Source organism: Pseudomonas sp. Ps21-P2 (assembly GCF_039672565.1).
GTDB lineage: Bacteria > Pseudomonadota > Gammaproteobacteria > Pseudomonadales > Pseudomonadaceae > Aquipseudomonas.
Genome location: NZ_JBDFPL010000006.1, coordinates 295,615 through 321,844 on the forward strand (window position 1 = coordinate 295,615; position 26,230 = coordinate 321,844).

Here is a 26,230-nt window from a genome sequence, read left to right on the forward strand (position 1 = left end):
CCAGTAAGCCCAACGGGATATTTGCCGACTTGGCAGCAAGCTCCAGCGTCGTGGGGATGGGAGATAGCGTCGAGTCATTCCGCCGGCAGAGCAAACGGCCAGAAGCAGACGCCGGACTGCCTCGCACCCGTCATTAGCTGCACCCAGCCCATTTACTCGACAGCGGCGCCCTTTCCCTCAGCATCCGATGTTCAAGACGCTGACAACCGAACGGCCGGTCAGCGATGAAACTCTGGATGGCTCAGGAACTCTTCGAGGGCGGCAAACGGCATCGGTCTGGCGAAGTGATAACCCTGAAAAATATCGCAGCGACTGCCTTTCAGGAATTCCATTTGGGACGCCGTTTCAACGCCTTCGGCGACTACAATGAGGCTGAGGTGGTGGGCCATGGAAATAATGCCCTGGGTGATCGCCGCATCGTGATGATCGGTAGCGATTTCCCGGATGAACGAACGGTCGATCTTGATTTTGTCGATCGGCAAACGCTTGAGGTAGCTGAGGCTGGAAAAACCGGTGCCGAAGTCATCGAGTGCAATCCGCACCCCCAATGCCTTGAGCCGGTGCAACGTCTCGATCGCCTGTTCAGCGTTGTGCAACAGCAGCGACTCGGTGATCTCCAGCTCCAGTTGTTCACCTCGCAGACCATGTTTGTCCAGCGTGGCCTGGACATACTGCACGAATGGCCACGCTGAAAATGCATCGGTGAGATATTGACGGCCATCGAGATGCCCGTGATGCCCTGCTCGTCCAGCAGGCGCAACTGAGCGCAGGCCGTATCGAGCACCCAAAGGCTAAGCGCGATGATCTGACCGCTGTCCTCGGCCACCGGTACAAATACCGCTGGGGGGATAAATCCCTTTTCCGGATGCTCCCAGCGCAGCAACGCTTCGATCCCGACCACACGCCCGGTGCGTGCGTCGATCTGCGGTTGATAATGCAGCTGTAACGACTGAGTCTCGATAGCCTTTTGCAGGTCATTGCGCAGCGTGGCGTGCTCGCAAACTCGCTGATTCAGGTCGCTGGTGTACCACTGAAAGTTGTTACGCCCTTGTTGTTTGGCTTTGTACATAGCCATGTCAGCCTGCTGGATCAACTGCATCGGCTGCTCAAGGTGACCATCGCTCAGAGTGATGCCGACACTTGCGCTTACGTGCAGGTCGATGCCCTGGATGCAGTAGGGTCTGGCAATGCTGGCCATCAATCGCTCGGCCACCGGCACGACGTCTTCATCACGCAGCAGGTCCGGCAACAGAACGATGAATTCGTCACCGCCCATGCGCACGATCGTGTCCCCGGGCCTAACCTGCTCGGCCATGCGTCGCGCTACCTCGACCAGCACCTGATCGCCAAAGTAGTGGCCGATCGAATCATTGATGGATTTGAAACCATCCAAATCTATGCACATCACCGCCAACAGCCGCTTACGCCGACGACTGAGGTGACAATCCAGAATAAGCTGGTCTTCAAGCGACACACGGTTAAGCAAGCCGGTCAGTTGGTCATGGCTGGCGTTGAAACTCAACTGGCGCTCGAAATGCTTCTGATCGCTGATGTCACGGGCAATGCCAAACACACCAACGATCTCGCCGTTGACCATGATGGGCAGGTTCGAAATGTCCATGGTCAACAGTTTTTCATTCTCGTCTCGAAGCCGTGCCTCGAAGCGTTGAGGGGCTCCGGCGCGCGCTGCGGAAAAATGCCGACTGACCCGCATCAGGTCTTCCTCAGGCACCAGACGGGAAAAGTGATGGCCAATGAACTGGGTTGCAGTCTGCGGCTTAAGCTTCAGGCCTGCGGGATTCACACTCTGGATGTTGCCGAGCAGATCGAGCGCGAACACCGGGTTGGGGTTATAGGTGAACAGTGAACGAAAGCGTTGCTCGCTCTCCTCCAGACGCTGACCGTCACGCTCATGGCGGATTGCGATGACTGCCAGTTGGGCCGCGCACGCAAGTTGTTGAATCTGTACTTCGTCTGGCGTATGGGTGCGATTCTGATACAGGGCAAATGTGCCCAGAACGCTGCCTTCATGGGAGAGCAAAGGAACCGACCAGCACGAATGCAAGTTATGCCCAAGCGCCAGGCTGCGGAAACGCTCCCAATTCGGATCTTGAGCGATGTCTTCAGTGACCACCATTTCGCGCCGGAAAGCTGCCGTGCCGCAGGTGCCTTCCGTTGGACCGATCGCCATTCCATGAATCGCCTCACTGTATTTGGCCGGCAGGCCGGGCGCTGCGCCGCTGAGCAAGTGCTTACCCTCGGCGTCAGTGAGGAGAATGGAACAGAACGTATCGGGGCTTAGGGCGTTTTGCATCTGGCAAATAGCGGAAAGTATTTCGTCCAGATGCTGGTCGCTTGCGATCATGCCGAGAATGTCACGTTGCGACTCGGGGAACGTATTGCTGTGAAAATCGGGACGAGTATTCATGGTGGTTCCTGAAGACTCTCGAGGTCGTCCGCTCTACAAAGAGCCAGAAATAATGGGCGGCCGATCAGTGTCCACTAGTGCGTCGGTCGCGCACTGTAGGCAGCGGCGCCCCGCTGAAGAAAGGCTCAGAGGTGACATAAAAAGCAGTGTCAGATTGACGCCGTTTGGCGGTGAACGGACCACGACCATTCGGCCGATGTGATCGCCCTCTGCCCGAACAATCATCATGAAGCGCACTATCGAATGAACAAGGCAGAGGTGCGCGAATTTCCTCACCTTGGCCCAGGGTTTTTACCTGATCGTCACACGTTCGAGACGTGGCTCTGGTCAATTTCTGGGTGCCGTAACGGGCAGCGATTGTCCTTCAGAATGCAGAAGTACCCTCGACTTAGGTAGCTAAACAGCTGCAAAAACCATCGACTGAAAAAAGTCGCCTAAAACTGCAGCGAGAAAAGTGCGCGAACTGCTGGTGGTATCGGATGCCGAAAATTCGTTCTACGGCTACGGTAGGTGCCAAACACGACTATAGTCACTGGTGAGTCAAGGGGCATCCAACCGTTCTGCTACACACTTGGCCCTCAATCCAATACCGCGAAGACACGGAGGATTACCTCATGCTTCTTCCCGCGAAACTTGAACGTCTGGCTGCCTAAAACACTCAGGCTCAGGCTGAGATTAGGGCCCGTTTCTGTTGTGAATCCACTGATAGTGGATTGAGTGATCCCGCCGGGCACGTTGTATCCCGCTAAGCATGCCCTAATCACCCATCTATCAAGGTTCAGGCAATGGACTCTTCTAGATGCACGCGGAGCCAGCAGCGAATGAAATCTTTAAAGTATTATGAACAAAATCGACACGCCACCTGGTTAGAGTTGTTTTTTGACCTGATTTTTGTCGTGACTATTGGCAAGGTGACTCATACGCTCGGGCATCTACATCAAGGCCACTTTGAACCTGAGCAGATATGGAGTTTCTTACTGCTTTTCGTTCCATTATGGTGGATCTGGTCAAGCCACACTATTTACTCCAACAGGTTTGACACGGACAGTAATCTTCACCGTCTGTCAACATTATTTATAATGCTGTTGCTCATTGTGCTGTCCGCACGGATTGGGGAAGAACTGGAAGTATACTACCCGCTTGTTATCGTCTGCTATGTGGGTATACGTGCCATCATCAGCATCATGTACATCTCGACCATCAATACGGTCGACGGCCGTAGCGAATACGCCTCCAGGCTTGGCTTCGCCCTTTTGGTAAGCTCAGCTTTCAGTCTTTCATCCCTTATTTTTGACCCTCCGATTCGATACATTGTAGCTTACATTGGAATTTTTCTTGATATTCTGCTTCCTGTTTTCCCCTGGAGCAAACTAAAACCCCTGCCAGCGCATACAGACCATTTGGTTGAACGACTAGGCTTGCTTACCCTTATCTTATTGGGCGAGTCAGTGATCAGCCTTGCTGGAGGGTTATCTGACATTCAATGGAATCCTTATAATGTAATGGCGGCAATTACCGGATTTGTCATGACATGTAGTATATGGTGGATCTATTTTGATAGCTTTTACCTGCTGAGCAGAAATGAAAGCAGCATGAGTGGGCATTCCTTGATCTACTCGCACCTTTTCCTGTTTTTAGGGCTGGCCCTACTCGCTAACTTGATCAGACATGCGATCTTGAACGACATTGCGATACACGATTTTCAAATTATGTCAGTCATCGGCATGGTCTTATTTTTCGTAGGCAAGCAATATGGCTACTTCATAGCCGTACCTAAGATCAGGAAATACATACTTCAAAACACGTTGATCGTATTTTCTTTAGGTGGCTCATTTATATGGCTGCCTCGTGTCGAATACATATTGATCGGTCTAACGTTAACCATGATCAGTTATGTTTTGCTGAATTTCAGGTATCGTTGAGTGATTCTTGTTGACCAGAGATTTGGGAGAGTTCCGCGACACCCCGCAGAGGGGATTGAACTTCCAAGCGGCTAAACTGATGTCTTTGGCGCGTTGTTCAATCCCTACTCCTGAACCCAGTTCACCCGCTGGCGATCGATTCCGTTGCCAGAAAGCGTTCTACCACACAGACCGAGCCTATTCGAACGAATCTAATCGGTTGCATCAGGGGACCACTGCCTGCCGAAAAGCTAGCGGCGATGAGCCCCGCCACCGTACCACCGAGATGCGCCATGAGGACAATCTGCACCGGCTCATCGAATAAATTTATCCAATGAGCGGTACCCGCAAAGGATCGTGAGTGGCAGCTGTATAGATTTCTGGGCCCGCAAGCAATAGGCGGCAATGCGGTGCGCATCATCTGACATCTCCACAATGCCGCTAAATTGTCGGCTCAAGCCATGAGGATGGCCATCACGCTGCCGGCTTCAGAATGACCTTAGTCCAACCCTCATCCCGCGCATCAAAATGCTTGTACGCATCAGGCCCTTCAGCCAGTTTCAGGCTGTGGGAAATGATTTGCGAAGGTTTGGCGCGGTCATGGTGAATAAGCTCCGCGAGCCGACGATTATAGGCCTTCACATTGGCTTGCCCGGTGCGAATCTGCTGACCCTTGAACCAGAACGCACCGAAGTCGAACGCCATCTTCCCTTCTTTGGCGAGTTCATTCTGTGCACCTGGATCCTGAGGCACGAACACCCCGACGACGCCAATACCACCAGTGGCCTTGGTCGAAGCCACCAAGTTGTTCATGGTCAGATGATTGGCTTCATGACCGTGTTTGTCACAGCATTGATACCCAACACATTCACAGCCCCGATCAGTACCTTTGCCGTGAGTCAGGTTGAGAATCTGGTCGACCGCTTCCCTTTCCAGCGAGTTGATCGGCGTGGCACCAATCTGCGCCGCCAGCTTCAATCGATCCGGATGATTATCGACTACGAACACCTGCGAAGCGCCTTTGATCATCGCGGCATGTGCAGCCATGAGTCCCACCGGCCCCGCGCCGTAAATAGCAATGCTTTCGCCCGGCATCAGGCCGGCCAGCTCCGTTGCATGCCAACCGGTAGGAAAAATGTCCGACAGCATCACGTAGTCGTTTTCTTTTTCCTGCGCATCTTCTGGCAGAACCAGACAGTTGAAGTCGGCATAGGGCACCCGGAGCAGCTCAGCCTGGCCGCCCTGATAAGAGCCCATGTCGGCAAAACCATAAGCAGCACCGGCAGTGCCGGGATTGGCCGTGAGGCAAAAACCGGTCAGTCCTTTTTCGCAGTTCTCGCAGAATCCGCAGCCGATGTTAAAAGGCAGGCAGACACGATCACCCACCTTGACGCGATCTACGCCGACACCGACCTCAATGACTTCTCCGAGATTCTCGTGACCAAAGACTCGACCGGTTTCCATGGAGGTGCGGCCCTCGTACATATGCAAGTCGGAGCCGCAGATATTGGTGGTGGTAACGCGCACTACTGCGTCGGTAGGCTTTTCGATCTTGGCGTCGGGGACGTTTTGCACGCTGACGTCGCGTGGCCCGTTGTACACGATGGCTTTCATTATATTCTCCCGTTCAAACTGAATTGGATTCGTCTGCTACGAGATATCTGGCTGGTCGGTACCTGCGTTCGATCAAAGATTCGGGTGACTACCGGACCGGCGGCGATCCGGACCACCGGCGATCACAAGCACTGCATCTACAGCTCCACGTTAAGTCAGAGCCTTCCATTTATACGATATATATAATGTGCAGTGCACCCACCCTGCGAAACGTTTTGCGATAGCCGCACGCGATCGTAGACGGAGTCAAACGAACGGGTAGCGTGGGACTCCATGCCTACCGCATCAATGCATTTCTCCAGCCCTTTACCGCCCGTAAGCTCGGCTAAGCGGTCTAGCACACTTTCTTCATCAAAATTTATTGCGATGGCGCCACCGGCCGTGGCCATTGCAAGGCGCTCGGGCACATTGTCGATGCACACCACCTGCTTAGCTCCGAGGATCACCGCGCTGCGCACCGTGAACTGGCCTACAGGGCCTGCACCCCAGATAGCCACGGTGTCGGTTGGTTGAATATCGCATTGCACGGCGGCCTGCCAGCCGGTGGGGAAAATATCTCCGAGGAAAAGTACTTGTTCATCGGTAAGGCCGTCCGGGATTAGAACCGGCGTGAAGTCCGCATAAGGCACGCGCACGTATTCGGCTTGGCCACCAGGATAGCCGCCGATCAGATGGGTATATCCGAACAACCAGCAGTGGTGTGGCCGAAGGCCTTAGCGGCGAGGTCCTTATTTCGGTTGCTGCGCTCGCATACAGAAAAATTACCCCGGCGGCATTGATCGCATTCACCGCAGCAAATCGTAAAGGGCACGACCACGCGATCGCCAATCTTTAGCTTCTTGTTGGCAGACCCCACCTCGACCACTTCGCCCATGAACTAGTGGCCCATGATATCTCCATGCTTCATGCCGGGCATGAAACCGCCATAAAGATGCAGGTCCGAGCCGCAAATGGCGCATGACGTGACTTTGATAATTGCGTCACGTGGGTCCTCTATCGCAGGGTCAGGTAAATGGTCATCACATCGGATGTCTTTCTTTCCATGCCAGCGTAACGCTTTCATAGTAGCCCTCCTATGGGGCCGTGCAGCAATTAAGAGATAACCTCATTGCACGAGCCGTCCCCGCATAAAAATAGTCGTAACAGTTGCAAGTTCCAGTTGTATACGTGGTGATCTCCCAAAAACGTGACAAACGGCTGCGTGATTACTTTAGTTATTTCTCATCGTAATTAATAAGCGGAGTGCTTAGCTTCTTAATGGAATATGTGCAGCACATGCTGGCACATTATGCCGAGCCAATAACGGCTACGACACAATCTACTTTGCCCAAGTGGTTATCCCGGGCACGCATCCGCACCTAAACATAAGTACCCGTTATGCGTAACGCATCAACGGCTTAGTCCCTCGTTAGCCTTGGCCAGGGCGGCCGCTGAGATATTTGGGGCGGGCTTGGGCTTTTTGCGGCCAGCACATAGCAGGCCACCGGGCCATCATCGGCGGCATTAGGCATCACCTGGGACACCACCGCAACAATCTTCCAGCCCTTTGCCCAGGGTTCACGTCCTTGACCAAAAACACTTCCATGGGTGAAAGGGCCGTGATTGACTTCTTGCATACCTTTGGCGAGAGCCAATGCCACCCACGTTCTACACATCACGTTTAGAGTGTGCTGCCCGGCAAACGTATCGGCCGTCCATGGCCAATACCGCCTAAGAATACCGAGGCGAGTGATGGGGGTAATTAATCAGTCGGTCACCCACTACCATTTCTCCAACCCACGCGGTGAGGATCGAGCTATAGGCTTTTTGAGCGGCATCGGTGCTCAGCGCGTGGTCGGCGCCGTCGATGATGCGATGAGTTAACGAATGCGCGTTAACGAAGGCTGAGCGAAAGTTCATCAGGGTGGCGTGCGGCACGTAGTCATCTTGGTCGGATTCAACCAGCAACACATCTCCCGCAAACTCTGAACATGCGGCCAGCGCGCGGTTATCCGTGGGCGTCAGACTGGTGCGACGGTAGCGTGCCAAGCCCTCGCGATCGAGGGCATGCTTGGGCACGTTCCACTCGGCGTCCCAATACAGAGCAGGCACTCGCAACGCCAACCAGCGGATAGCACGCAGTCGCGTTAGCAGCGTGGCCAGATAACCTCCATAGCTGCTGCCAATCACGGCAATGGCGGCAGTGTCCACCGAAGGATGGCTGGCAAGGCGATCATAGGCCGCAAGCAGGTCGTTGAGGTTCTGCTCTCGCGTGACGCTCTGGCGCTGATTGAAGGTTTTTTCGTGGCCTCGCAAGTCGAATGTCAGGCACACGCAACCCAAACCGGTGATATTTCTAGCCCTCGCCAGGTCGCGTTCCTGACTGCCGCCCCAGCCATGTACAAAAAGGATGCCCGGCACGTGCGCGCTGGGGGTCAGAACGGTACCGGAAATGCTGACATCATCGACCTGAATGTCGATCGGTTCACTTTGAATACCCATTGTCATGGATCCGTGCGTATTTGCTGATCTGTCCAACTTCACGATCATCGCTCTGATAAAACAGCACCGCGTCGTCGGGAATCGGCAGGTTATCGAAAACTTCGTGGGTACTGGCGTACACCTGATGCAACGATGGGTCTTCCACAAATGCCTGCAATGCCAGGACCTCGGCGCTGCTGGCGCCACCCACCCGCCAGGACTGCTCAAGCACACCCGTGCGCCATTGGCCCTGAACATCACGTCCGTGCACCACGTCATAATTGCGTCGGGATGCGATAAAACCAATGAATGCCTGGAAGGCGGCGGCCTCGTAGCGTTGTGCCAGATCAATCGCAGTACGGACCACTGGGTCGATGTCGATGGCGAGGAGATGCCTATAACCGCCGCGCACCACTGTCAGCTGCGAACCGCCATAGACCTCTTCGCCAGCGTGGTCGTGGGTCAGTTGTTGAGTCCCGAAGTAGCTGGCCGTAAGCCCTGCAATCGTTACCTGACCCACGCTATAAGTCGTGACCGAGCTCAGATTCTGTTCCAGCACGAGGCCCCACACGGCGAGCTCTCTGCTGTCGAGATTGTCCAATGCTTCTGCTAGTTGCGTTGGCGAACTCACCACGCGCTGGCCGCGGCCTGCCGTGGCGCGTACGGGTTTTATCCGAAGCGGACCGTCTTCCAGCAGCCGTCTGCCGGCGCGTAAGGCATCGTCAACGCTGAAGACAGTAAAACCCCTGAGCAGCGCATCGCGTGCCAGCCGAGCGAAATCGGCTGCCCAGCCTGGCGGGGCCGTTGCGCCATCAAGCAGCTGGTGGGAGATGGCTTTAGTGGCCATGTAGGGCTGACTCACCAGACCGCCAAAAAAGTCGTCGAGTGTGTAAATACCCAGCTCGCGCTGGCGGTCATCGCCGATAAGGGTGCGGGCAGGAAGGTAATAAAGCGCGAGGGGGTCAATCATGGCCGCTTCGTCGATTTCCAAGAAGCGAATCCCCATCAGCTGGGCAATCCGTTCCCCAAGCTTTCGATGAACTTGGCGCTCATGCTCAGGGGGAGCCTGTTCATCCACAAGCAGGACTACGGCCGCTTTGCTGCATCGTGTCATCAGGATTCTCCGGTCGCTGGTCAGGCAAGCTGCCTGAGCAATGGCGGTTTGAGGTCACGTTGCACGTTGGAATGACCACCAAAGCAGTGGTTCAGTGCTGCTGATCAACGGCCGATACGTGAAGGTCACCAACGGTTACTTGGGCAGGTGCGCCTTCCTCGAACAAAAAGCTGATCCCTATGGCGGGCGACCAGCCGATTGTCTACCGACGATACGCCCACCGAAGGGCTGCTTTCGACCCTAAGCGGTCACTCAGGCGGTCAGCCCTCGGCCGATTTTGGGGCTACGGAGCCTGGTGGCTGGTGCCGAGGGCTATTAAAGCTGCGCAGAAATGGCGATGATGCCTGCTTCCGGTAAAACAGAGAACTTTGGTATGACGGACCGCTTTCTCCTTTATATAGATGTTTTGGGGTTTACCGATATGGTGCGCAAGGAACCAAGGAAGGTAGCGCGTATTTATTCGATTCTAGATAGTCTCAATGTACACACACATAACAGCTTCAAGACCATAGTCTTCTCAGACACAGTTCTGGTCTACAATATTAAGCCAGCCTCCAACGACGCCGACAGAGAGTATCTCGTCTGGTATCTCACCGAGTTCGCCGAGGACTTACATCACCGACTTACCGGTCAAAATATCTACTTCCGTGCGGCCCTTGTGGCCGGCGATTTCTCCCACTACGATCTGAAACACGTTGAGTGTTTTTATGGTACTGCCTTGATATCAGCATATCTCGCTGAAAAGGATATCCCATCACTTGGCTTGTTCATGGACCAGGAGTGCGCAAGGCACAATCGGTTTTTCCGGTTGGCGCCTTTCAACGCAGATTTCTCTTTTGTCTATCTCAACCGTTCATTAGAGAAACTGAATGAACATGCTGGCGGCCGCTTCCCTGTCGAAAATTACCAGATGCATATGGGGGATATTGCGCCCCATGTCACATGGGAGGTTCGTTTTCTCCAAGATATATACATCCAGATGCGCAATCATCCAGCGCCGCATGTCCGCACTAAGTTCTTATCTGCATGGGACTTCTACAAACAGCGCTATCCTGAAATGCTGGGATTGCTAGAGGAGAACGATTTCTCCGCGCGCTCATTAGGTAGTGCGCCTGACTGGGATGTTTTGGATAAACACATGAATCGGGATATCAGTTACTTCAAACGAATCGGTAGCGGCACGGAGCTGTCCAAAGCTATCACTAGTCCTAGCAAGTACAAAACTAAGTTTTTGAAAAGCTTTAAAGGATAATAACTTGGTGAGCTGAAGTTCTACCGATAAAAAACAGAATTGTGTATTGTCCTTAGCAATGTTCGCCACCGACTGTAAGCAACTACAAATGGATTTTCAAAGATTCAGCAGCGATCCTAGGATCGATTCTTCGGTAGATTGATGCTAAATTTCTAATATGATCTTGGGTGATGAATGGAAGGTGAGGAATTTAGTATCTGGAAGCCATACGAGGCGTTCTATATTCAGTCGATGCTCTTCAATACCACGTCTGCCTTCCAGTCGTGCAGTATCGCAGAAAAGATCATCGAAAAAATCTTGATTGAGGAGATTGACCCGCAAGAGAAGACGAGCTTATTGCTGGACTGCTTGCAGAACCTCATCAATCAATCTGGAGCGATATCGCGATACTTTTCCCCTTCGCGTGATGGTGTCAAGGGAGCGGAAGGAAAGACCATTCACAGAGATCGCGGGCAGTATCTGTCAAAGATCTTTGGTGTGAAAGGCGATAGCCCCCTAATGAATAGGGCGTTAAGAAATTCGATTGAGCACTTTGACGAGCGGCTTGATCTTTATCTTCAAGAGGGGATAGTTGGATTCATCTTCCCTAGCCTCATTCTTGCTGAGCCTGAAGACTCAGGCGTGCCCCATCATATATTCAGGGCTTACTACTTGAAGGAAGGAATTTTTCAAGTGCTGGGTGAACGATACGAGATCCAGCCAATAGTTGATGAGTTAGCTAGAATTCATGATCTCTTAGTAAGATTCGATGGCAGTGGCGGAGTATTTCGCTCATAAAAGCCGGCTGTTCCGCACCTTTTTATTTTTCTGATGCAATAATAAATCATCCACCTGACGACTTCTGTAGGCCCTGACAAATGTCCACTTTTGGCCGTTAGCTGCCCTAACAGTAATCGTCCGGCCAAGTCACCTACCGAACCCCAGTATTAAGGGCGATGGTGTCCGCGTTTTTTTTAAGCGGACACCATCGCCCTTATCGCTAGGATTTTCATGCGCCAACGAAGCTATAACCCAAGGGCCGCAACCAATGCGCTAGAGCATGATGCCGATATCGCCAAGGTGACTGGGGCCACGCACAGACGTAGCAGGGTTATGAGCAGCGATCTGTCCCACCCCCCAGCCGGTCGAACAAATGCCGCATCGGGGCTAGGCGTTGTTTCACCGAAGGCGGAGCTAGCGCTTGCGTCTGCAGCTTGATCCAAGTCGCCACATGCAGCGGCGTCACAGCGCGCAGATCTAAACCCCCGCGCTTATGCACCAGCTTCGGAATTCGTTGGTTGCCCGCACATAGGCCCGCCGCGTATTGGGATTGCGGATGTTGGCCGTGAAAAACTCGACAAACCGGGTTTCTGCTGACTTACCTACTACTGCAATCAACGCGGGTAAATCAGCCTGGAACAGCAACGACCTTGTTCACTGCCAAAATCTGTTGGCATCAAAGTCCAGTTTCGCGGCCTTGAGCTCACCCACTAGTTTGGCTTTCCATCCATCCGCAGGATCCATGTCGGAATAAATGACCCCATACAGGTCTGAAGGTATTTCCACATGACCTTTGCGCAACAGGCACACACGGCCTCGGCCGAGCTTTGCAGCAAAGTAGCCCAGCTCAAAGATGACGTTCTGCCGCGCTCGTGCGTCCGGGGTCTCAGCCTTCACTGACGCACCTAGATCGTCTGGCGTTAACAACACCACCGCAAAACCAATATCGTCAGCGGTTCCCTCAAACTTCTCGATAATGGTGCAGCCCTGATCAGGTTGCTCCTTAAGAATAATGGCTTCCAATCCTAGCTTTTCGAGGAACCGCGCAAGGCCCTGGAGTGCAGCCTCATCATGGCCATGCACGACGAAAACGCGATTAGAGGGTAGTACCGCCGCTTTCTCGGCTGAGGAGCCGATTTCAATCGACTGCCCACGCTCAGCAAGATCTTCTTTCAATGCTCGCTGAGCTTGTTTGAGTAGCGCTACCGCCTCGGAAATGTTGCGACGCACGGGGGTTACATAATCCACTGGCGGAGCGTGCCCTCCTCCTATCGCCCAGACCATCGGGAAATGGCCCAGCACCGTAGCGCCCGAATACAGCTTGTAAGCCGACGTATCCTCACCAAAATAGCGAACCAAAGTGCTCTGGATACTGACCTCCAACGCCTTCAATTCAGGGCAGCTGCCGTTTCCCAAGGTTTGAATATCAAAAGCCTCTAGCTCGCTGATGCATTCATCCAGCCGAGTGATGCCCCGCTCTATGCCCTGCGGAGGGAGTTGTAATTTTGGGGCGTTTGTATTGGCTGGGGGCTTGGCTCGAGCCATTTCGGCAGATCCTTTTATATTTGATAAAGGACATTATCAGATATAGGAAAAGGCCACAGCTGGCATATCGCGGTCCTCGGCCTAGCTGAAGCAAAGCATTCGCCACACGGGCGCTTTCGAGCGATCAGAAACGTTGGGGAATATTTTTCATCGGTTACCACCGGCCGCTTTGGGTCGATGGCGGACGCTGGTGACAACCCACTATTGGCCGCCAGCGCACACCAACGCTCTAGCCTGGTTGGACTCAGTGCGGTTTCGTCTTCATCATGAAATCACAAGGTTCGCAGGACGCAGCCTCTTTGGAATGGGCGTTAGTGAGCCAGAGAAGCGGTCAGGAAAGCAGGAAACGAAAAGATATTATGGAAACATCAGACGTCAAGCTCGCCCGGGTAACGCGCACCGATATCGACGAGCTCCTACACGCGAATCGGGAAAGCCGGGACTACCACGGCCGCTGGGTACAGCCGTTCACAACCGCCACAGGTTTCGAGGAGTGGTACTCCGCTCAAATCACAGGCGCGAGCGTTGGCCTACTGGCTCGCGATACAGAATCGGGTCAGATCGTTGGAGTGACCAACCTAAGCCAGATTTTCTATAAAGGATTTCAGAACGCGTATCTCAGCTACTGGGGCATGGTCTCGTTTGCCGGGACGGGAAGGATGTCACAGGCGGTGGAACTGACGACGAGGTATGCCTTTGAAGAGTTGGGTCTTCACCGTCTCGAGGCTAATATTCAACCTGAAAATGTGCGTTCAATCGCGCTGGTCAAACGTCTCGGATTTCGGAAAGAGGGGTTCTCCCCGAAATACCTGCAGATCGCCGGGGTCTGGTGCGATCACGAGCGCTGGGCACTTCTGGCCGATGAGCGTTAATCAGCGAGCAATGCCGTTGCGCAATTAAGCTGACCGCCCATGATCTGCCTCAGCCCTTCCCTTTCAACTCCGTCAGCTTCTGCATCACCCCTGCCGCGGTCTGTTCGCCCATCAATTGCTCACGCACTTTGCCCTTGTCGTCGATGATGTAGGTTACCGGCAGGGCTTCGCTTTTCGGCAGGTCGAATTGTTCGGCCGGGTCTTGGGCCAGTACGGTGAAGGTGATGCCCAGCGCCTTGCTGGCGCTCTTCAGGTCTTCGCCCTGGAGGTTGTCGAAATTGACGCCGAACACGCTGACGTTCTGCCCTTTCACCTGCTCGGACAGCGTGTTGAGTTCGGGGATTTCGGTCCGGCAAGGGCCGCACCATTCGGCCCAGTAATTGACCACCAGCCAGTGCTTGTCGACGCGGCTGCTGGCGACTTTCTCGCCATTCTGGTCGGTGCCGAGGTCCACGCCGCACCCGCTGAGCAACAGACTTCCAATCAGTGCTGCCGCCGCTGCCAATCGCCTTGCCATGATGCTGTTTCCTTCTAGGTGCTCTTTCTTTCCAGATGCACGCTGCGCCGATTGCGCATCCCTCGCCGCGTGTTACCGGTCGTTACCGTGACGCAGGTAGAATAGCCGCCACCTCAGGCAAGATGCGACCCGCAAATGACCGATCTCACGCTTTATCACAACCCGCGTTGCACCAAATCCCGCGGCACGCTGGAATTGCTTGAAGCCCGCGGCCTGACGCCGACCATCATTCATTACCTCGAAACCCCGCCCGACGCCGCGCAACTGCGCGACCTGCTGGGCAAGCTCGGCATCGGTGCTCGCGGGCTGCTGCGCACCGGTGAGGATGAGTACAAAACCCTGAACCTGGCTGACGCCAGCCTGAGCGACGAGCAACTGATCGCCGCCATGGCGGCCCATCCCAAGTTGATCGAACGCCCCATTCTCGTCGTCGGCGACAAGGCCGTGATTGGCCGTCCGCCGGAAAACATTCTGGAGATCCTGCCGTGAGCGCGCCCTACATTCTGGTTCTGTTTTACAGCCGTAACGGCGCAACCGCGGAGATGGCGCGGAAGATCGCCCGTGGTGTCGAGATGACCGGCGTGGAAGCGCGTCTGCGCACGGTGCCGGCGGTGTCCACTGACTGCGAAGCCGTGGCGCCGAGCATTCCGGACGCAGGCGCGTTGTACGCCACTCTGGATGACCTGAAAAACTGTGCGGGCCTGGCCTTGGGCAGCCCGACCCGCTTCGGGAATATGGCCGCGCCGCTGAAGTACTTTCTCGACGGCACCAGCAACCTGTGGCTGACCGGCGCACTGGTGGGCAAACCCGCCAGCGTGTTCACCTCCACCGCCAGCCTGCACGGCGGTCAGGAAACCACGTTGCTGTCGATGCTGTTGCCCCTGCTGCACCACGGCATGCTGATCAGCGGCCTGCCCTACAGCGAAGCGGCGTTGATCGAAACCCGTGGCGGCGGCACGCCTTATGGCGCCAGTCATCACGCCGGTGCCGATGGCAAACGCGCGCTGGATGAGCACGAAACCGCGCTGTGCCGCTCGCTCGGTCAGCGGCTGGCGAAAACCGCGCTGTTGCTTAACCCGCCGCAGGGCTAGACAGCTCAAGGCGTTGCTCACGCTCGATTGCTGGAACCCCTTGCTCAAACCGGGTCAAACACAGAGCCCCTGCCGGGGTTCTGCGTCGGCGCTCGGAAATGCGCTACGTCAGCGATCGCGCACATGAATTTTGTTTTGGAGAGGGCATGCAAGACTACAAATGGCTCCATGAATACTGTCTCAACCGCTTTGGTTCCGTCGCCGCCCTCGAGGCGCATCTGCCGACCCCCGCTACGACTAAAAAACTCAAAGCCCTCAGCGACGACCGTTACCTGTCGACCATGGCGCTGCGGGTCTTTCGTGCGGGCTTGAAGCACAGCCTGGTGGACGCTAAATGGCCGGCCTTCGAGCAAGCGTTCTTTGGCTTCGATCCGGAAAAAGTCACGCTGATGGGCGGCGATCACCTTGAACGCCTGATGCAGGACGCGCGGATCATCCGTCATCTGGGCAAGCTCAAGAGCGTGCCGCGCAACGCCCAGTTGATCCTCGACATTGCCCACGAACACGGCAGCTTCGGCAATTTCATCGCGGAATGGCCGGTCACCGATATCGTCGGGCTGTGGCGTTACCTGTTCAAGCACGGCAATCAGATGGGCGGGCTGTCGTCGCCGCGCTTCCTGCGCATGGTTGGCAAGGACACCTTCATTCCGAGCAATGACGTGGTCGCGGCGCTCAACGCGCAGAAGATCGTCGACCGTGTGCCCAGCAGCCAGCGTGATCAGGCGGCGGTGCAAGCGGCGTTCAACCAGTGGCATGCCGAGAGCGGACGGCCGATGTGTCAGCTGTCGATGATGCTGTCTTACACCGCCAACCATTGATCGTTTCTCCGGCGTAGTGAAAAGACACAGCGCGTAACAAATCGGACGTCGTATACAATATTCGCCGTCCCCTACTGCTGAGTCATTCGCGTGCCTTTCCTTCTTCCTGACGCCCCCAACCTCGGTGTCGCGCCCTCCGCGTCCGAGGTGATTGCCAAGTACCTGCGCGAGTCGATCATCTCCGGCCAGTTCGCCGAGGACGAGCCGATTCGTCAGGACGACATCGCCCGCGTGTTCAACGTCAGCAAGATCCCCGTGCGCGAAGCGCTCAAGCGTCTGGAAGCCGAAGGGCTGGTGCAGTTCCAGCGCAACAAGGGCGCCGTCGTCACGCGGATTTCCGAGCCGGAGCTGGCGCAGATTTTTGAAGTACGGGTGCTGCTGGAAGTGCAAGCCATCCGCCTCGCCGTGCCGCGAATGACCGCTGCACAGCTGGATCGGGCCCGGGCCATCTGTGACGAATTCATGCGCGACGACGACATCGGACGCTGGGCCGAGCTGAACTGGGCGTTTCACACCTGTCTGTATGAAGCGGCGCAACGGCCGTTTTTGCTGAACATGATTCGCTCGATCCACGACAAGGTTGAACGCTACCTCCGCGTGCAAATGAGTTTCGACGAAGGCAAAGAGCGCGCCGACCTGGAACACCGCGAGATCCTCAAGGCCTGTGCCGATCGTGACGTGGACAAAGCCGCCGAACTGATCGAGCACCACATCATCGGCGTCTGCCGAACCCTCTACGCCCACCTCCCCCACGCGGTGCTCAGCGAGATCTGAACGACAGGCGACTGTGCCGATTTCGTCATTGGCGAGGGTGAAATCGGTCAAGACCCTGGGCGACGTACGCGCCACTCTATTGGAAATAGTGATGACGCCTTCCCGGCTGAAGCCGGTCCCACCAGGGATCGTGATCGCCCGGTACGTCGGGGGTGTACGCAATGCTCCTTGTAGGACTGGCTTTAGCCGGGAAGAGGCCAACGTTAACGCCTCAAAACTTGCAGCGTGGCGACCGACGCCTTCCCGGCTGAAGCCGGTCCCACAAGGGATCGTCGTAGCCAGTTCCATCGGGTGCACGCGTTGCTTTTAGTGGGACCGGCTTTAGCCGGGAAGAGGCCAGCGTTAACGCCACAAAACTTGCAGCGCGACGACCGACGCCTTCCCGGCTGAAGCCGGTCCCACCAGAGATCGTCGTAGCCAGCTCCACCGGGTGCACGCGCTGGTCCCGCTGGGATCGTGGTGGCCATTAATAACCGCTTGAGGGGAATACATGAAACGCATCCAGATCCTCGATTCTCATACCGGCGGCGAGCCGACGCGGCTGGTGCTCGACGGGTTCCCCGATCTTGGGCGGGGCAGCATGGCCGAGCGGCGTCAGTTGCTGGCCGAGCAGTTCGATGACTGGAGGGCGGCGACGGTGCTTGAACCCCGCGGCAGCGATGTGCTGGTCGGCGCGCTGCTGTGTGAGCCGGTGGATCCCGAATCCTGCGCCGGGGTGATCTTTTTCAACAACAGCGGCTACCTGGGCATGTGCGGCCACGGCACCATCGGGCTGGTGGTGTCGCTGGCGCATCTGGGCAAGATCGGCCCCGGCGTGCACCGCATTGAAACCCCGGTCGGCACGGTTCAGGCCACGCTCCACGACGACCGCTCGGTCAGCGTCGACAACGTGCCCTCGTACCGCTACCGCAAGGACTTCGTCGTCGAGGTGCCAGAACTGGGCAGCGTGACCGGCGACATCGCCTGGGGCGGCAACTGGTTTTTCCTGATCGCCGACCACGGCCTGAGCGTCGCCGCCGACAACCTCGACGCCCTCACCGATTACACCTGGAAGGTCCGGCAGGCGCTGGAAAGCCAGGGTATTCGCGGCGAAGACGGCGGCGTCATCGACCACATCGAGCTGTTCGCCGATGACGATCACGCCGACAGCCGCAACTTCGTCCTCTGCCCCGGCAAAGCCTACGACCGCTCGCCCTGCGGCACCGGCACCAGCGCCAAACTGGCGTGCCTGGCGGCAGACGGCACACTTCAACCCGGTACCCTTTGGCAGCAGGCCAGCGTGATCGGCAGTCAGTTCGAAGGCCATTTCGTCTGGGAGCACGGCGAGCGGCAGGCGGGCGACCGCATCGTGCCGACGATTCGCGGCCGCGCCTACATCAGCGCCGAGGCCACCTTGCTGCTGTACGACGAAGACCCGTTCGCCTGGGGCATTCGCTCGTGACGGACGCCGCCACGCTGCAAGGCCATGTTGCTGATGTGATCGTCATTGGCGGCGGCATCGTCGGCGCGGCATGCGCGGATGAGCTGGCGTCTCAGGGTTTGCACGTGCTGGTGCTGGATTGTCAGCGCCCCGCCGCGACCGCTGCGGGGATGGGTCACTTGGTTGTTCTCGATCATAGTGCTGCCGAGTTGGCGCTCGGGGAATATTCCGTCAGGGCCTGGCGCGAGCTGGCTTCGCAGATGCCGGACGACTGCGCGATGCGCACCAACGGCACCCTGTGGCTGGCCTGCAACGAAGAAGAAATGCAAGAAGCCGAGCGCAAACAAACCGCGCTGAGCGAATACGGTCTGGCCTGCGAGTTGCTGTCCGGCGCCGAACTGGCAAAAGCCGAGCCGTCGTTGCGATCCGGCCTGCTCGGCGCCTTGAAGGTCAGCGGCGACGGCATTCTGTACGCGCCTAATGCCGCGCGCTGGCTGTTGCACCGTCAACCCGAACGGGTTGTCCAGCGTCAGGCCGAAGTCGTGGAGGTCCAGGGCAACCGTGTCCGGCTGGCGAATGGTGAGTGGCTGCAAGCCCCCGCCGTCGTGCTGGCCAGCGGCATCTACGCCCGCGAGCTGTGCCCTGACCTGCCGCTGCAAGCGAAGAAAGGCCACCTGTTGATCACCGACCGTTACCCCGCGCAGATCACCCACACCCTGGTCGAATTGGGCTACGTCACCAGCGCCCACAAGGGCAACGGCCCCTCGGTGGCGTTCAATGTGCAGCAGCGCCCGACCGGCCAGCTGTTCATCGGCTCATCGCGGCAGTTCGACAACCATGATCCTGACGTGGACGCAGCCATGCTCGGGCAGATGCTGCGCCGGGCCATGGATTTCCTCCCAGGCCTCGGCGACATGAACGGCCTCCGCAGCTGGACCGGCTTTCGTTCCGCCAGCCCCGACGGTCAGCCGCTGATCGGCCAGCACCCGCATCAACCCGGCCTGTGGCTGGCGGTCGGGCACGAAGGCCTCGGCGTCACCACGGCAACCGGCACCGCCCGCCTGCTCGCCGCGCAAATGCTGCGCACACCGCCGCCCCTCGCCGTTGAACCGTATTTGCCCCATCGTTTTATCGGAGCCCGCGCCCATGCCTGAGTTGAGCATCGACGGTCAGCCCTTTCGCTTCGTCCAAGGCACCACGGTGGCCGCCGCGCTGATGTCCAGCGGTGATCGTTGCAGCCGCACGTCGGTCAGCGGCCAGCGTCGCGCGCCCTTGTGTGGCATGGGGATTTGCCAGGAATGCCGGGTGAGCATCGACGGCCTGCGCCGATTGGCCTGCCAGACGATCTGCGGCGACGGCATGCGCGTCGAGACTCAGCCATGACCGTGGCCGTGAACGCGACAACGACCGAGCATGTCGATCTGCTGATCATCGGCGCAGGTCCGGCCGGCATGGCGGCGGCTCTGGCTGCGGCGCCTTACGGGCTGAGCATCGCCCTGCTCGACGACAACCCGCTGCCGGGCGGGCAAATCTGGCGCGACGGCCCGAACGCTGAGGTGCCGAAACAGGCTCACGATATGCGCGGGCAGTTGCAGGGTTTCAGCAACGTTCGCCTGCACAGCGGCTGCAAAGTGGTTGCGCTGGCGGGGCCGAAACGCTTGCTGCTGGAAGACGCCGAGCGCGGCTGGGTGTTGAGTTACGACAAACTGATTCTGTGCACCGGCGCACGGGAGCTGCTGCTGCCCTTCCCCGGCTGGACGCTGCCGGGCGTCACCGGCGCCGGCGGCTTGCAGGCGCTGATCAAAGGCGGCCTGCAGGTGAAAGACGAACGCATTGTGATTGCCGGGACTGGCCCGCTGTTGCTGGCATCGTCGGCAACCGCGCAAAAGCACGGCGCCGAGGTCGTGCGCGTTGCCGAGCAGGCGCCTTTGAGCGCCGTCGCCGGATTTGCCGCCGGGTTGTGGCGCTGGCCGAACAAGGCGATTCAGGCGATTACGCTGGCCAGTGCCGCCTACCGAACCTCGGCCCATGTGCTGGCGGCGCTGGGCACGGATCGGCTCGAAGGCGTGCGCGTTCGGGTGGGTGAGAAGATTGAAGAGCTGGCCTGCGAGCGGCTGGCCTGTGGCTTCGGTCTGGTGCCCAACGTCGAGATCGGCCGGGCGCTCGGCTGTACTGTTCAGGATCAGGCCATCGTGGTGGATGAGTGGCAGGCGACGCGTCTGCCCGATCACTTCGCAGCGGGGGAATGCACCGGCTTCGGTGGCAGTGAACTGGCATTGGTCGAAGGCCGGATCGCCGGGCTGGTGGCGGTCGGTGAACGGGAAAAGGCGCGAGGCTTGTGGGCTGAGCGGCAGCGCTGGCAAGGTTTTGCGGATCGGTTGAACACAGTGTTCCGCCTGAATCCTGCGCTGAAACACCTGGCGATGCCGGAAACGCTGGTCTGCCGTTGCGAGGACGTGGGTTACGCGGACCTGGCGGAACATGGCAGCTGGACCGGGGCCAAACTCGCCACCCGCTGCGGGATGGGCGCGTGTCAGGGGCGGATCTGTGGGACGGCGGCGCAGACGTTGTTCGGCTGGGACCCTCCGTTGTTGCGTCCGCCGTTCAGCCCGGCGCGGATCTCGACGCTGGCGTGTCTGGACGAGGGGGCCCCTGTTTAAAGCGCCTGATTTATTAAATTGCGTGAGTGAACGGGGTGGCGCTCCACATTGCTCACAAAGACGGTGTTTAGAACGCGGAATATCCAGCGGATGTCTCGGCCCCTTCGCGAGCAAGCTCGCTCCCACAGTTTCTTCGTCTGCAGGGATCTCGGCACTCAGAGCGCTGTTCCAAGAGGACTGATTTATTGATACGGCGGCTCCAGTCGCCCCCCGACTAGCCGCCGCACCCAACATCCCGCATCATCGACCCATCTCCCGCCCGGCCGTCCTGCCCGTGAACACGATTGACCTCATCCCCGCAGCGCCCTTGCACGATCTCGAACAACTGCTCGCCAGCCTGGCGTTGGTCGCGCCGCTGTTCGATGCGATTCCGGGTGTGGTCTTCTTCGTCAAGGACGCCCAGGCGCGCTATGCGCTGGTCAACCAGACGCTCGTGCAGCGTTGTGGTTTCAAGGAGAAAAGCCAGATCGTCGGGCTGACCGCTGAAGAAGTGTTCCCTGCCCGCTTCGGCCCGCTGTACACCGCCCAGGACCGCCGCGTGCTGGCCGATGGCAGGCAACTGAGCGATCAACTGGAGCTGCACCTTTATTACGGCAATCAGCCGATTTGGTGTCTGACCCACAAGATCGCTTTGCGGGACCGTCAGGGCGCGATCATCGGGCTGGCGGGTATCTCCCGGGATCTGCAAATTCTGCAGACGACCCACCCGGCGTATCAGAAGCTGGTCGAGGTCGACGCGTACATTCGCGAGCACTTCGCGCGGCCCATCACCCTTGAGCAACTGACGGCCATTGCCGGGCTGTCCATTGCCCAGCTGGAGCGGCACTGCAAACGCATCTTCCAGCTGACGCCCCGGCAGATGATCCACAAGGCGCGGCTGGGTGAAGCGTCGCGGTTGTTGCAGGAAGACCTGTCGATCACCGAGATCGCCCTGCGCTGTGGGTATACGGATCACAGTGCGTTTAGTCGCCAGTTCAAGGCGATGACCGGGGCTTCGCCGAGTGAGTATCGGGATTCGCAACGGCGCATATGAATCCACCGCCATCCTCCCTGGATGATCGCGGTGCTTCTGTAGGACTGGCTTTAGCCAGGAAGAGGCCTGTGGGAACACCATAAATCTCGGGTGTGACGACCGACGCCTTCCCGGCTAAAGCCGGTCCCACTAGTTGATCGCGGTGCTTCTGTAGGACTGGCTTTAGCCGGGAAGAGGCCGGGGTGTGCACCGTTGATTTTGCAGTGTTCCGAATGACGCGTTCCCGGCTAAAGCCGGTCCTACGGTGATTGCAGTGCGGCGTAATCTGCATCTTTGCCGCACGGCAACGTGCATCAATGAAGCACGCCGCGCATTCCTGCTCCTTTATGTAACACCGCCCCGCGCGTTTAAAACACTCATCAAAACCCCGGCCCGCTTATCCAGAGCCCTGTACGCCGTACTGGCAAAACAGGCACGCTGCGTGCATATCAAATATCGTATACGAAATTACTTATCCGACCGTTCCCCTCCTTTGCACGCACCGAGGCTTCTATGAAAAACCAAGCTGTCGCCGTCGTCCTCCTCGCCGTCATGAGCTCTTCATTTATCAACACCGCGCTGGCCGATAAGCTCGATGACATCATCGACTCCGGCAAACTGCGCTGCGCCGTGACTCTGGACTTCCCACCGATGGGGTCCCGTGATGACAAGAACAACCCGGTCGGGTTTGACGTCGATTACTGCAACGACCTGGCGAAGGTGCTGGGGGTGACTGCCGAGGTGGTGGAAACGCCGTTTCCGGACCGCATTCCTGCACTGGTTTCAGGGCGCGCTGACGTGATCGTGGCGTCGACTTCGGACACCCTGGAGCGGGCAAAAACGGTGGCGATGACCATCCCGTATTTCGCCTTCCAGATGGTGGTGCTGACCCGCGAAGACGCTGGTATCAACAGCTACGACGACCTCAAGGGCAAGGATGTCGGCAACACCAGCGGCACGTTCGAAGCGATCGCGCTGGAGAAGGATCAGAAGAAATGGGGCAGCGGCAGCTTCCGCGCGTACCAGACCCAGAACGACACCATCCTCGCCGTCGCCCAGGGCCACATCAAGGCGTCGGTCGTCACCAACACCGTCGCCGCCGCCTCGATCAAATCCGGCAAATACAAAGGCCTGAAGATTGTCGGTAACGCGCCCTACACCATCGACTACGTTTCCCTTGCAGCCAAGCGTAACGAGTACGGGCTGATCCATTACCTGAACCTGTTTGTGAACCAGCAAGTGCGCTCGGGACGCTATGCCGAGCTGTATGAAAAGTGGGTGGGCGGCAAGCCGGTCGACCTGACCGTGCCGGGCGTCTATTACTGAGATTGCTTGATCGTTAATACGCCTCACGATGATCGTTCCCTCGCTCCGCGTGGGAATGCAGCCCAGACGCTGATCGTTCCCACGCTCTGCGTGGGAATGCAGCCCCAGACGCTCCGCGTCAAAAAGCCAAAACGCGGAGCGTCGCAAGCGGCGTTACCACGCGGAGCATGGGAACGATCACCGGAAACGATCGAATCCCGGAACCGGGTCATTCATTCAGGAGCCCACGATGTCTGAAGTCTCGTTGAACGGGCGCTGTCTCGTTTCCGGCAGCGCTCAGGGCGAATTGCTGTACGCCGACGTGGGCCTGAGTTTCTGGGGCGGGGTCGAGCCGTTTACCGGTGAAGTGATCGACCGCCATCACCCCCTCAGCGGCCGGTTCATCAACGGTCGCGTGCTGGCCATTCCCAGCGGGCGCGGTTCGTGTACCGGCAGCAGCGTGTTGCTGGAACTGATCCTCAACGGCCACGCCCCCGCCGCGCTGGTCTTCGAGCGCGTCGAAGACATCCTCACCCTCGGCGTGTTGATCGCCGAGCAGATGTTTGGCCATTCGATTCCGGTGATCAGCCTCGGCGAAGCGGGTTTTGCGGCACTGCGGGACGTCGCTTTCGTGCGGGTCGAAGATGACCGCGTGAGCGGCTTTTCCAGCCCTCCGCCTCCACTTTTTCGCGATCACCCACTTCAGGCGGACCGCCGCGCCATCAGCACCATCGCCCTGACCGAAACCGACCAGGGCTTTCTCGATGGCGCTTACGGCAAAGCCGCGCAGGTGGCGATGGGCATCATCCTGCGCATGGCCGAACTGCAAGGCGCGACCGAACTGCTGGACATCACCCAGGCGCACATCGACGGCTGCATCTACACCGGCCCGGCCAGCCTGCGTTTCGCCCGGCAACTGGTGGCCTGGGGCGGCAAAGTCCGCGTGCCCACCACCCTCAATTCCATCTCCGTGGACAAGCGCCGCTGGCGGGAACTGGGCGTCGATCCGGCCCTCGGCGAGCCGGCCAGTCAGCTGGGCGATGCCTATCTGGAGATGGGCGCGCGGGTGAGTTTTACCTGCGCGCCGTACCTGCTGGACAGCGCCCCGGAGCTCGGCGAGCAAATCGTCTGGGCCGAATCCAACGCCGTGGTCTACGCCAACAGCGTAATCGGCGCGCGTACCCTGAAGTACCCCGATTACCTCGACATCTGCATCGCCCTCACCGGCCGCGCGCCGAAGATCGGCTGCCACCTGACCCAACAACGGCTGGCCACCCTGCGCATCGACGTCCCCGCACTGGACGGCCTCGACGACAGTTTCTACCCGCTGCTCGGCTATCACGTCGGGCTGCAGTGCGGCGCCACGATCCCGGTAATCTGCGGCCTCGAACACAAGGCGCCCACGCTGGATGACCTCAAGGCCTTCGGCGCGGCGTTCGCCACCACGTCCGCTGCGCCGATGTTTCATATCGCCGGCGTGACCCCCGAAGCCACCACCGCCGAGCTGGCGCTGGACGGGCATGCGCCGGAGAAAACCCTGAGGGTCAGCCCGGCGGACCTGCTGCACAGCTGGCGCGAGCTGAACAGCGCGCAAACACCGGAAGTGGACGCCGTGACGCTGGGCAACCCGCATTTTTCCCTGAGCGAATGCGCGACGCTGGCGCACCTGTGTGGCAGCCGGCGCAAGCATGAAAACGTGGCGATCGTGATCACCTGCGGCCGCGCCACCCTGGAACGCGCGCAGCAGGCCGGCTATGTCGAGACGCTCGAAAACTTCGGCGTGCAGTTCGTCACCGACACCTGCTGGTGCATGCTCGGCGAGCCGGTGATTCCGCCGACCGCGCGCAACCTGATGACCAACTCCGGCAAATACGCGCACTACGCACCGGGCCTTGTGGGGCGTCGCGTACATTTCGCCAGCCTGGCCGAGTGCGTCGACAGCGCGATCACCGGTGTCGCCAGTGGGCGCCTGCCGGTCTGGTTGATGGCGGCGCACCAGGCGGAGGTCAGCGCAGATGTTTGATTACAACTTCCACTGGCGCGCGGCGTTCAAGGCCCTGCCCGACATGCTCAGCGGCGCGTGGGTCACCTTCGAAACCGCCGCGCTGTCGATGATCCTCGGCGTGACCATCGCGCTGTTTCTGGTGTTTATGCGCCAGGGCAAGAACCCTCTGTTCCGCGGTTTCGCCGCGACCTGGATTTCCATTGCTCGCAACACGCCGTCGCTGTTTCAGGTGTACATCCTGTATTTCGGACTGGGCTCGTTCGGCCTGCACATCAGTTCGTGGGCCGCGTTGCTCGCCGGCATCACGATCAACAACGCGGGCTATCTGGCGGAGAACTTCCGCGGTGGTCTGAAGGCCGTGCCCGACACGCAATTGCGCGCCGCCCGTTCGCTGGGCATGAGCGCGCCACAGGCGTACCGGTTGATCGTCATTCCGCAGTTGCTGCGCATCGTTTTCTATCCGCTGACCAACCAGATGGTGTGGGCCGTGCTGATGACCTCGATGGGGGTGATCGTCGGCCTCAACAACGACCTCACCGGCGTGACCCAGGACTACAACGTCAAGACCTTCCGCACCTTCGAATTCTTCGCCATTGCGGCAGTGCTCTATTACCTGATCGCCAAGCTGATCGTGGCCGTTGCCCGGCTGCTGTCCTGGCGGCTGTTCCGGTACTGAGGAGATG

General features: G+C 58.2%; 21 protein-coding genes and 2 pseudogenes. 16 read left to right on the forward strand and 7 right to left on the reverse strand.

What is annotated here, in order from left to right; all coding sequences use genetic code 11:
* Positions 1-218: 218 nt before the first annotated feature.
* Positions 219-2,428: pseudogene (locus tag ABEH28_RS17310) on the reverse strand (EAL domain-containing protein).
* A gap of 821 nt (positions 2,429-3,249) precedes the next feature.
* On the opposite strand from ABEH28_RS17310, the gene ABEH28_RS17315 reads away from it, so the two are divergent.
* Positions 3,250-4,350 carry a low temperature requirement protein A gene (locus tag ABEH28_RS17315; protein WP_346630643.1) on the forward strand — a complete coding sequence of 367 codons (1,101 nt, stop codon included), beginning with the start codon at positions 3,250-3,252 and terminating at the stop codon, positions 4,348-4,350.
* Positions 4,351-4,803: 453 nt separating this feature from the next.
* Here ABEH28_RS17315 and ABEH28_RS17320 read toward each other — a convergent pair whose 3' ends face one another.
* From ABEH28_RS17320 to ABEH28_RS17335, 4 genes and pseudogenes are all read right to left on the reverse strand, one after another.
* Complete coding sequence (locus tag ABEH28_RS17320; RefSeq protein ID WP_192172907.1) at positions 4,804-5,943, reverse strand: glutathione-independent formaldehyde dehydrogenase; 1,140 nt, start codon at positions 5,941-5,943, stop codon at positions 4,804-4,806.
* A gap of 224 nt (positions 5,944-6,167) precedes the next feature.
* Positions 6,168-7,006 (reverse strand): annotated as a pseudogene (locus ABEH28_RS17325) (alcohol dehydrogenase catalytic domain-containing protein); the annotation flags it as partial.
* 647 nt (positions 7,007-7,653) lie between these two features.
* Positions 7,654-8,424 carry an alpha/beta fold hydrolase gene (locus ABEH28_RS17330; protein ID WP_346630644.1) on the reverse strand — a complete coding sequence of 257 codons (771 nt, stop codon included), beginning with the start codon at positions 8,422-8,424 and terminating at the stop codon, positions 7,654-7,656.
* Positions 8,408-9,517: a DUF3182 family protein gene (locus ABEH28_RS17335; RefSeq protein WP_346630645.1), complete on the reverse strand. Its 1,110-nt coding sequence runs from the start codon at positions 9,515-9,517 to the stop codon at positions 8,408-8,410. The genes ABEH28_RS17330 and ABEH28_RS17335 overlap by 17 nt, the downstream gene beginning before the upstream one ends.
* Before the next feature lie 331 nt (positions 9,518-9,848).
* On the opposite strand from ABEH28_RS17335, the gene ABEH28_RS17340 reads away from it, so the two are divergent.
* Complete coding sequence (locus ABEH28_RS17340) at positions 9,849-10,769, forward strand: hypothetical protein (RefSeq protein WP_346630646.1); 921 nt, start codon at positions 9,849-9,851, stop codon at positions 10,767-10,769.
* 174 nt (positions 10,770-10,943) lie between these two features.
* Complete coding sequence (locus ABEH28_RS17345) at positions 10,944-11,546, forward strand: hypothetical protein (RefSeq protein WP_346630647.1); 603 nt, start codon at positions 10,944-10,946, stop codon at positions 11,544-11,546.
* 636 nt (positions 11,547-12,182) lie between these two features.
* Here ABEH28_RS17345 and ABEH28_RS17350 read toward each other — a convergent pair.
* The gene (locus ABEH28_RS17350) at positions 12,183-13,073 is read right to left on the reverse strand and encodes a nucleotide-binding protein (RefSeq protein WP_346630648.1); all 891 of its coding nucleotides are present in this window, start codon (positions 13,071-13,073) and stop codon (positions 12,183-12,185) included.
* Between the two features lie 266 nt (positions 13,074-13,339).
* On the opposite strand from ABEH28_RS17350, the gene ABEH28_RS17355 reads away from it, so the two are divergent.
* Entirely contained in the window at positions 13,340-13,945 is a 606-nt protein-coding gene (locus tag ABEH28_RS17355; protein WP_346630649.1) for a GNAT family protein, read from the forward strand.
* Between the two features lie 49 nt (positions 13,946-13,994).
* Here the strand turns inward: ABEH28_RS17355 and ABEH28_RS17360 are convergent, their stop codons facing one another.
* Positions 13,995-14,462 carry a TlpA disulfide reductase family protein gene (locus ABEH28_RS17360; RefSeq protein WP_346630650.1) on the reverse strand — a complete coding sequence of 156 codons (468 nt, stop codon included), beginning with the start codon at positions 14,460-14,462 and terminating at the stop codon, positions 13,995-13,997.
* 135 nt (positions 14,463-14,597) lie between these two features.
* Here ABEH28_RS17360 and arsC point away from each other — a divergent pair, with 135 nt between their 5' ends.
* The 12 genes from arsC to ABEH28_RS17420 all read left to right on the forward strand — a co-directional run bounded on the left by arsC (position 14,598) and on the right by ABEH28_RS17420 (position 26,223).
* Complete coding sequence (arsC, locus tag ABEH28_RS17365; RefSeq protein ID WP_346630651.1) at positions 14,598-14,951, forward strand: arsenate reductase (glutaredoxin); 354 nt, start codon at positions 14,598-14,600, stop codon at positions 14,949-14,951.
* Entirely contained in the window at positions 14,948-15,553 is a 606-nt protein-coding gene (wrbA, locus tag ABEH28_RS17370; RefSeq protein ID WP_346630652.1) for an NAD(P)H:quinone oxidoreductase, read from the forward strand. The genes arsC and wrbA overlap by 4 nt, the downstream gene beginning before the upstream one ends.
* A gap of 146 nt (positions 15,554-15,699) precedes the next feature.
* A complete protein-coding gene (locus ABEH28_RS17375; RefSeq protein ID WP_192172916.1) occupies positions 15,700-16,371 on the forward strand; it encodes a DNA-3-methyladenine glycosylase I in 672 nt (223 codons plus the stop codon).
* Between the two features lie 90 nt (positions 16,372-16,461).
* Positions 16,462-17,145 carry a GntR family transcriptional regulator gene (locus ABEH28_RS17380; protein ID WP_346630653.1) on the forward strand — a complete coding sequence of 228 codons (684 nt, stop codon included), beginning with the start codon at positions 16,462-16,464 and terminating at the stop codon, positions 17,143-17,145.
* Positions 17,146-17,635: 490 nt separating this feature from the next.
* Complete coding sequence (locus ABEH28_RS17385; protein WP_346630654.1) at positions 17,636-18,586, forward strand: 4-hydroxyproline epimerase; 951 nt, start codon at positions 17,636-17,638, stop codon at positions 18,584-18,586.
* Complete coding sequence (locus ABEH28_RS17390) at positions 18,583-19,719, forward strand: FAD-binding oxidoreductase (protein WP_346630655.1); 1,137 nt, start codon at positions 18,583-18,585, stop codon at positions 19,717-19,719. Before ABEH28_RS17385 ends, ABEH28_RS17390 begins: the two co-directional genes overlap by 4 nt.
* Positions 19,712-19,948 (forward strand): (2Fe-2S)-binding protein, encoded by a 237-nt coding sequence (locus ABEH28_RS17395; RefSeq protein ID WP_346630656.1) that lies wholly within the window; start codon positions 19,712-19,714, stop codon positions 19,946-19,948. Before ABEH28_RS17390 ends, ABEH28_RS17395 begins: the two co-directional genes overlap by 8 nt.
* The gene (locus ABEH28_RS17400) at positions 19,945-21,225 is read left to right on the forward strand and encodes an FAD/NAD(P)-binding oxidoreductase (protein WP_346630657.1); all 1,281 of its coding nucleotides are present in this window, start codon (positions 19,945-19,947) and stop codon (positions 21,223-21,225) included. The genes ABEH28_RS17395 and ABEH28_RS17400 overlap by 4 nt, the downstream gene beginning before the upstream one ends.
* Before the next feature lie 283 nt (positions 21,226-21,508).
* The gene (locus ABEH28_RS17405) at positions 21,509-22,258 is read left to right on the forward strand and encodes an AraC family transcriptional regulator (RefSeq protein ID WP_346630709.1); all 750 of its coding nucleotides are present in this window, start codon (positions 21,509-21,511) and stop codon (positions 22,256-22,258) included.
* Between the two features lie 531 nt (positions 22,259-22,789).
* A complete protein-coding gene (locus ABEH28_RS17410; protein WP_346630710.1) occupies positions 22,790-23,563 on the forward strand; it encodes a transporter substrate-binding domain-containing protein in 774 nt (257 codons plus the stop codon).
* A gap of 229 nt (positions 23,564-23,792) precedes the next feature.
* Positions 23,793-25,565 carry an aconitase X gene (locus tag ABEH28_RS17415; protein ID WP_192172922.1) on the forward strand — a complete coding sequence of 591 codons (1,773 nt, stop codon included), beginning with the start codon at positions 23,793-23,795 and terminating at the stop codon, positions 25,563-25,565.
* The gene (locus ABEH28_RS17420) at positions 25,558-26,223 is read left to right on the forward strand and encodes an amino acid ABC transporter permease (RefSeq protein ID WP_192172923.1); all 666 of its coding nucleotides are present in this window, start codon (positions 25,558-25,560) and stop codon (positions 26,221-26,223) included. The genes ABEH28_RS17415 and ABEH28_RS17420 overlap by 8 nt, the downstream gene beginning before the upstream one ends.
* Positions 26,224-26,230 lie beyond the last annotated feature (7 nt).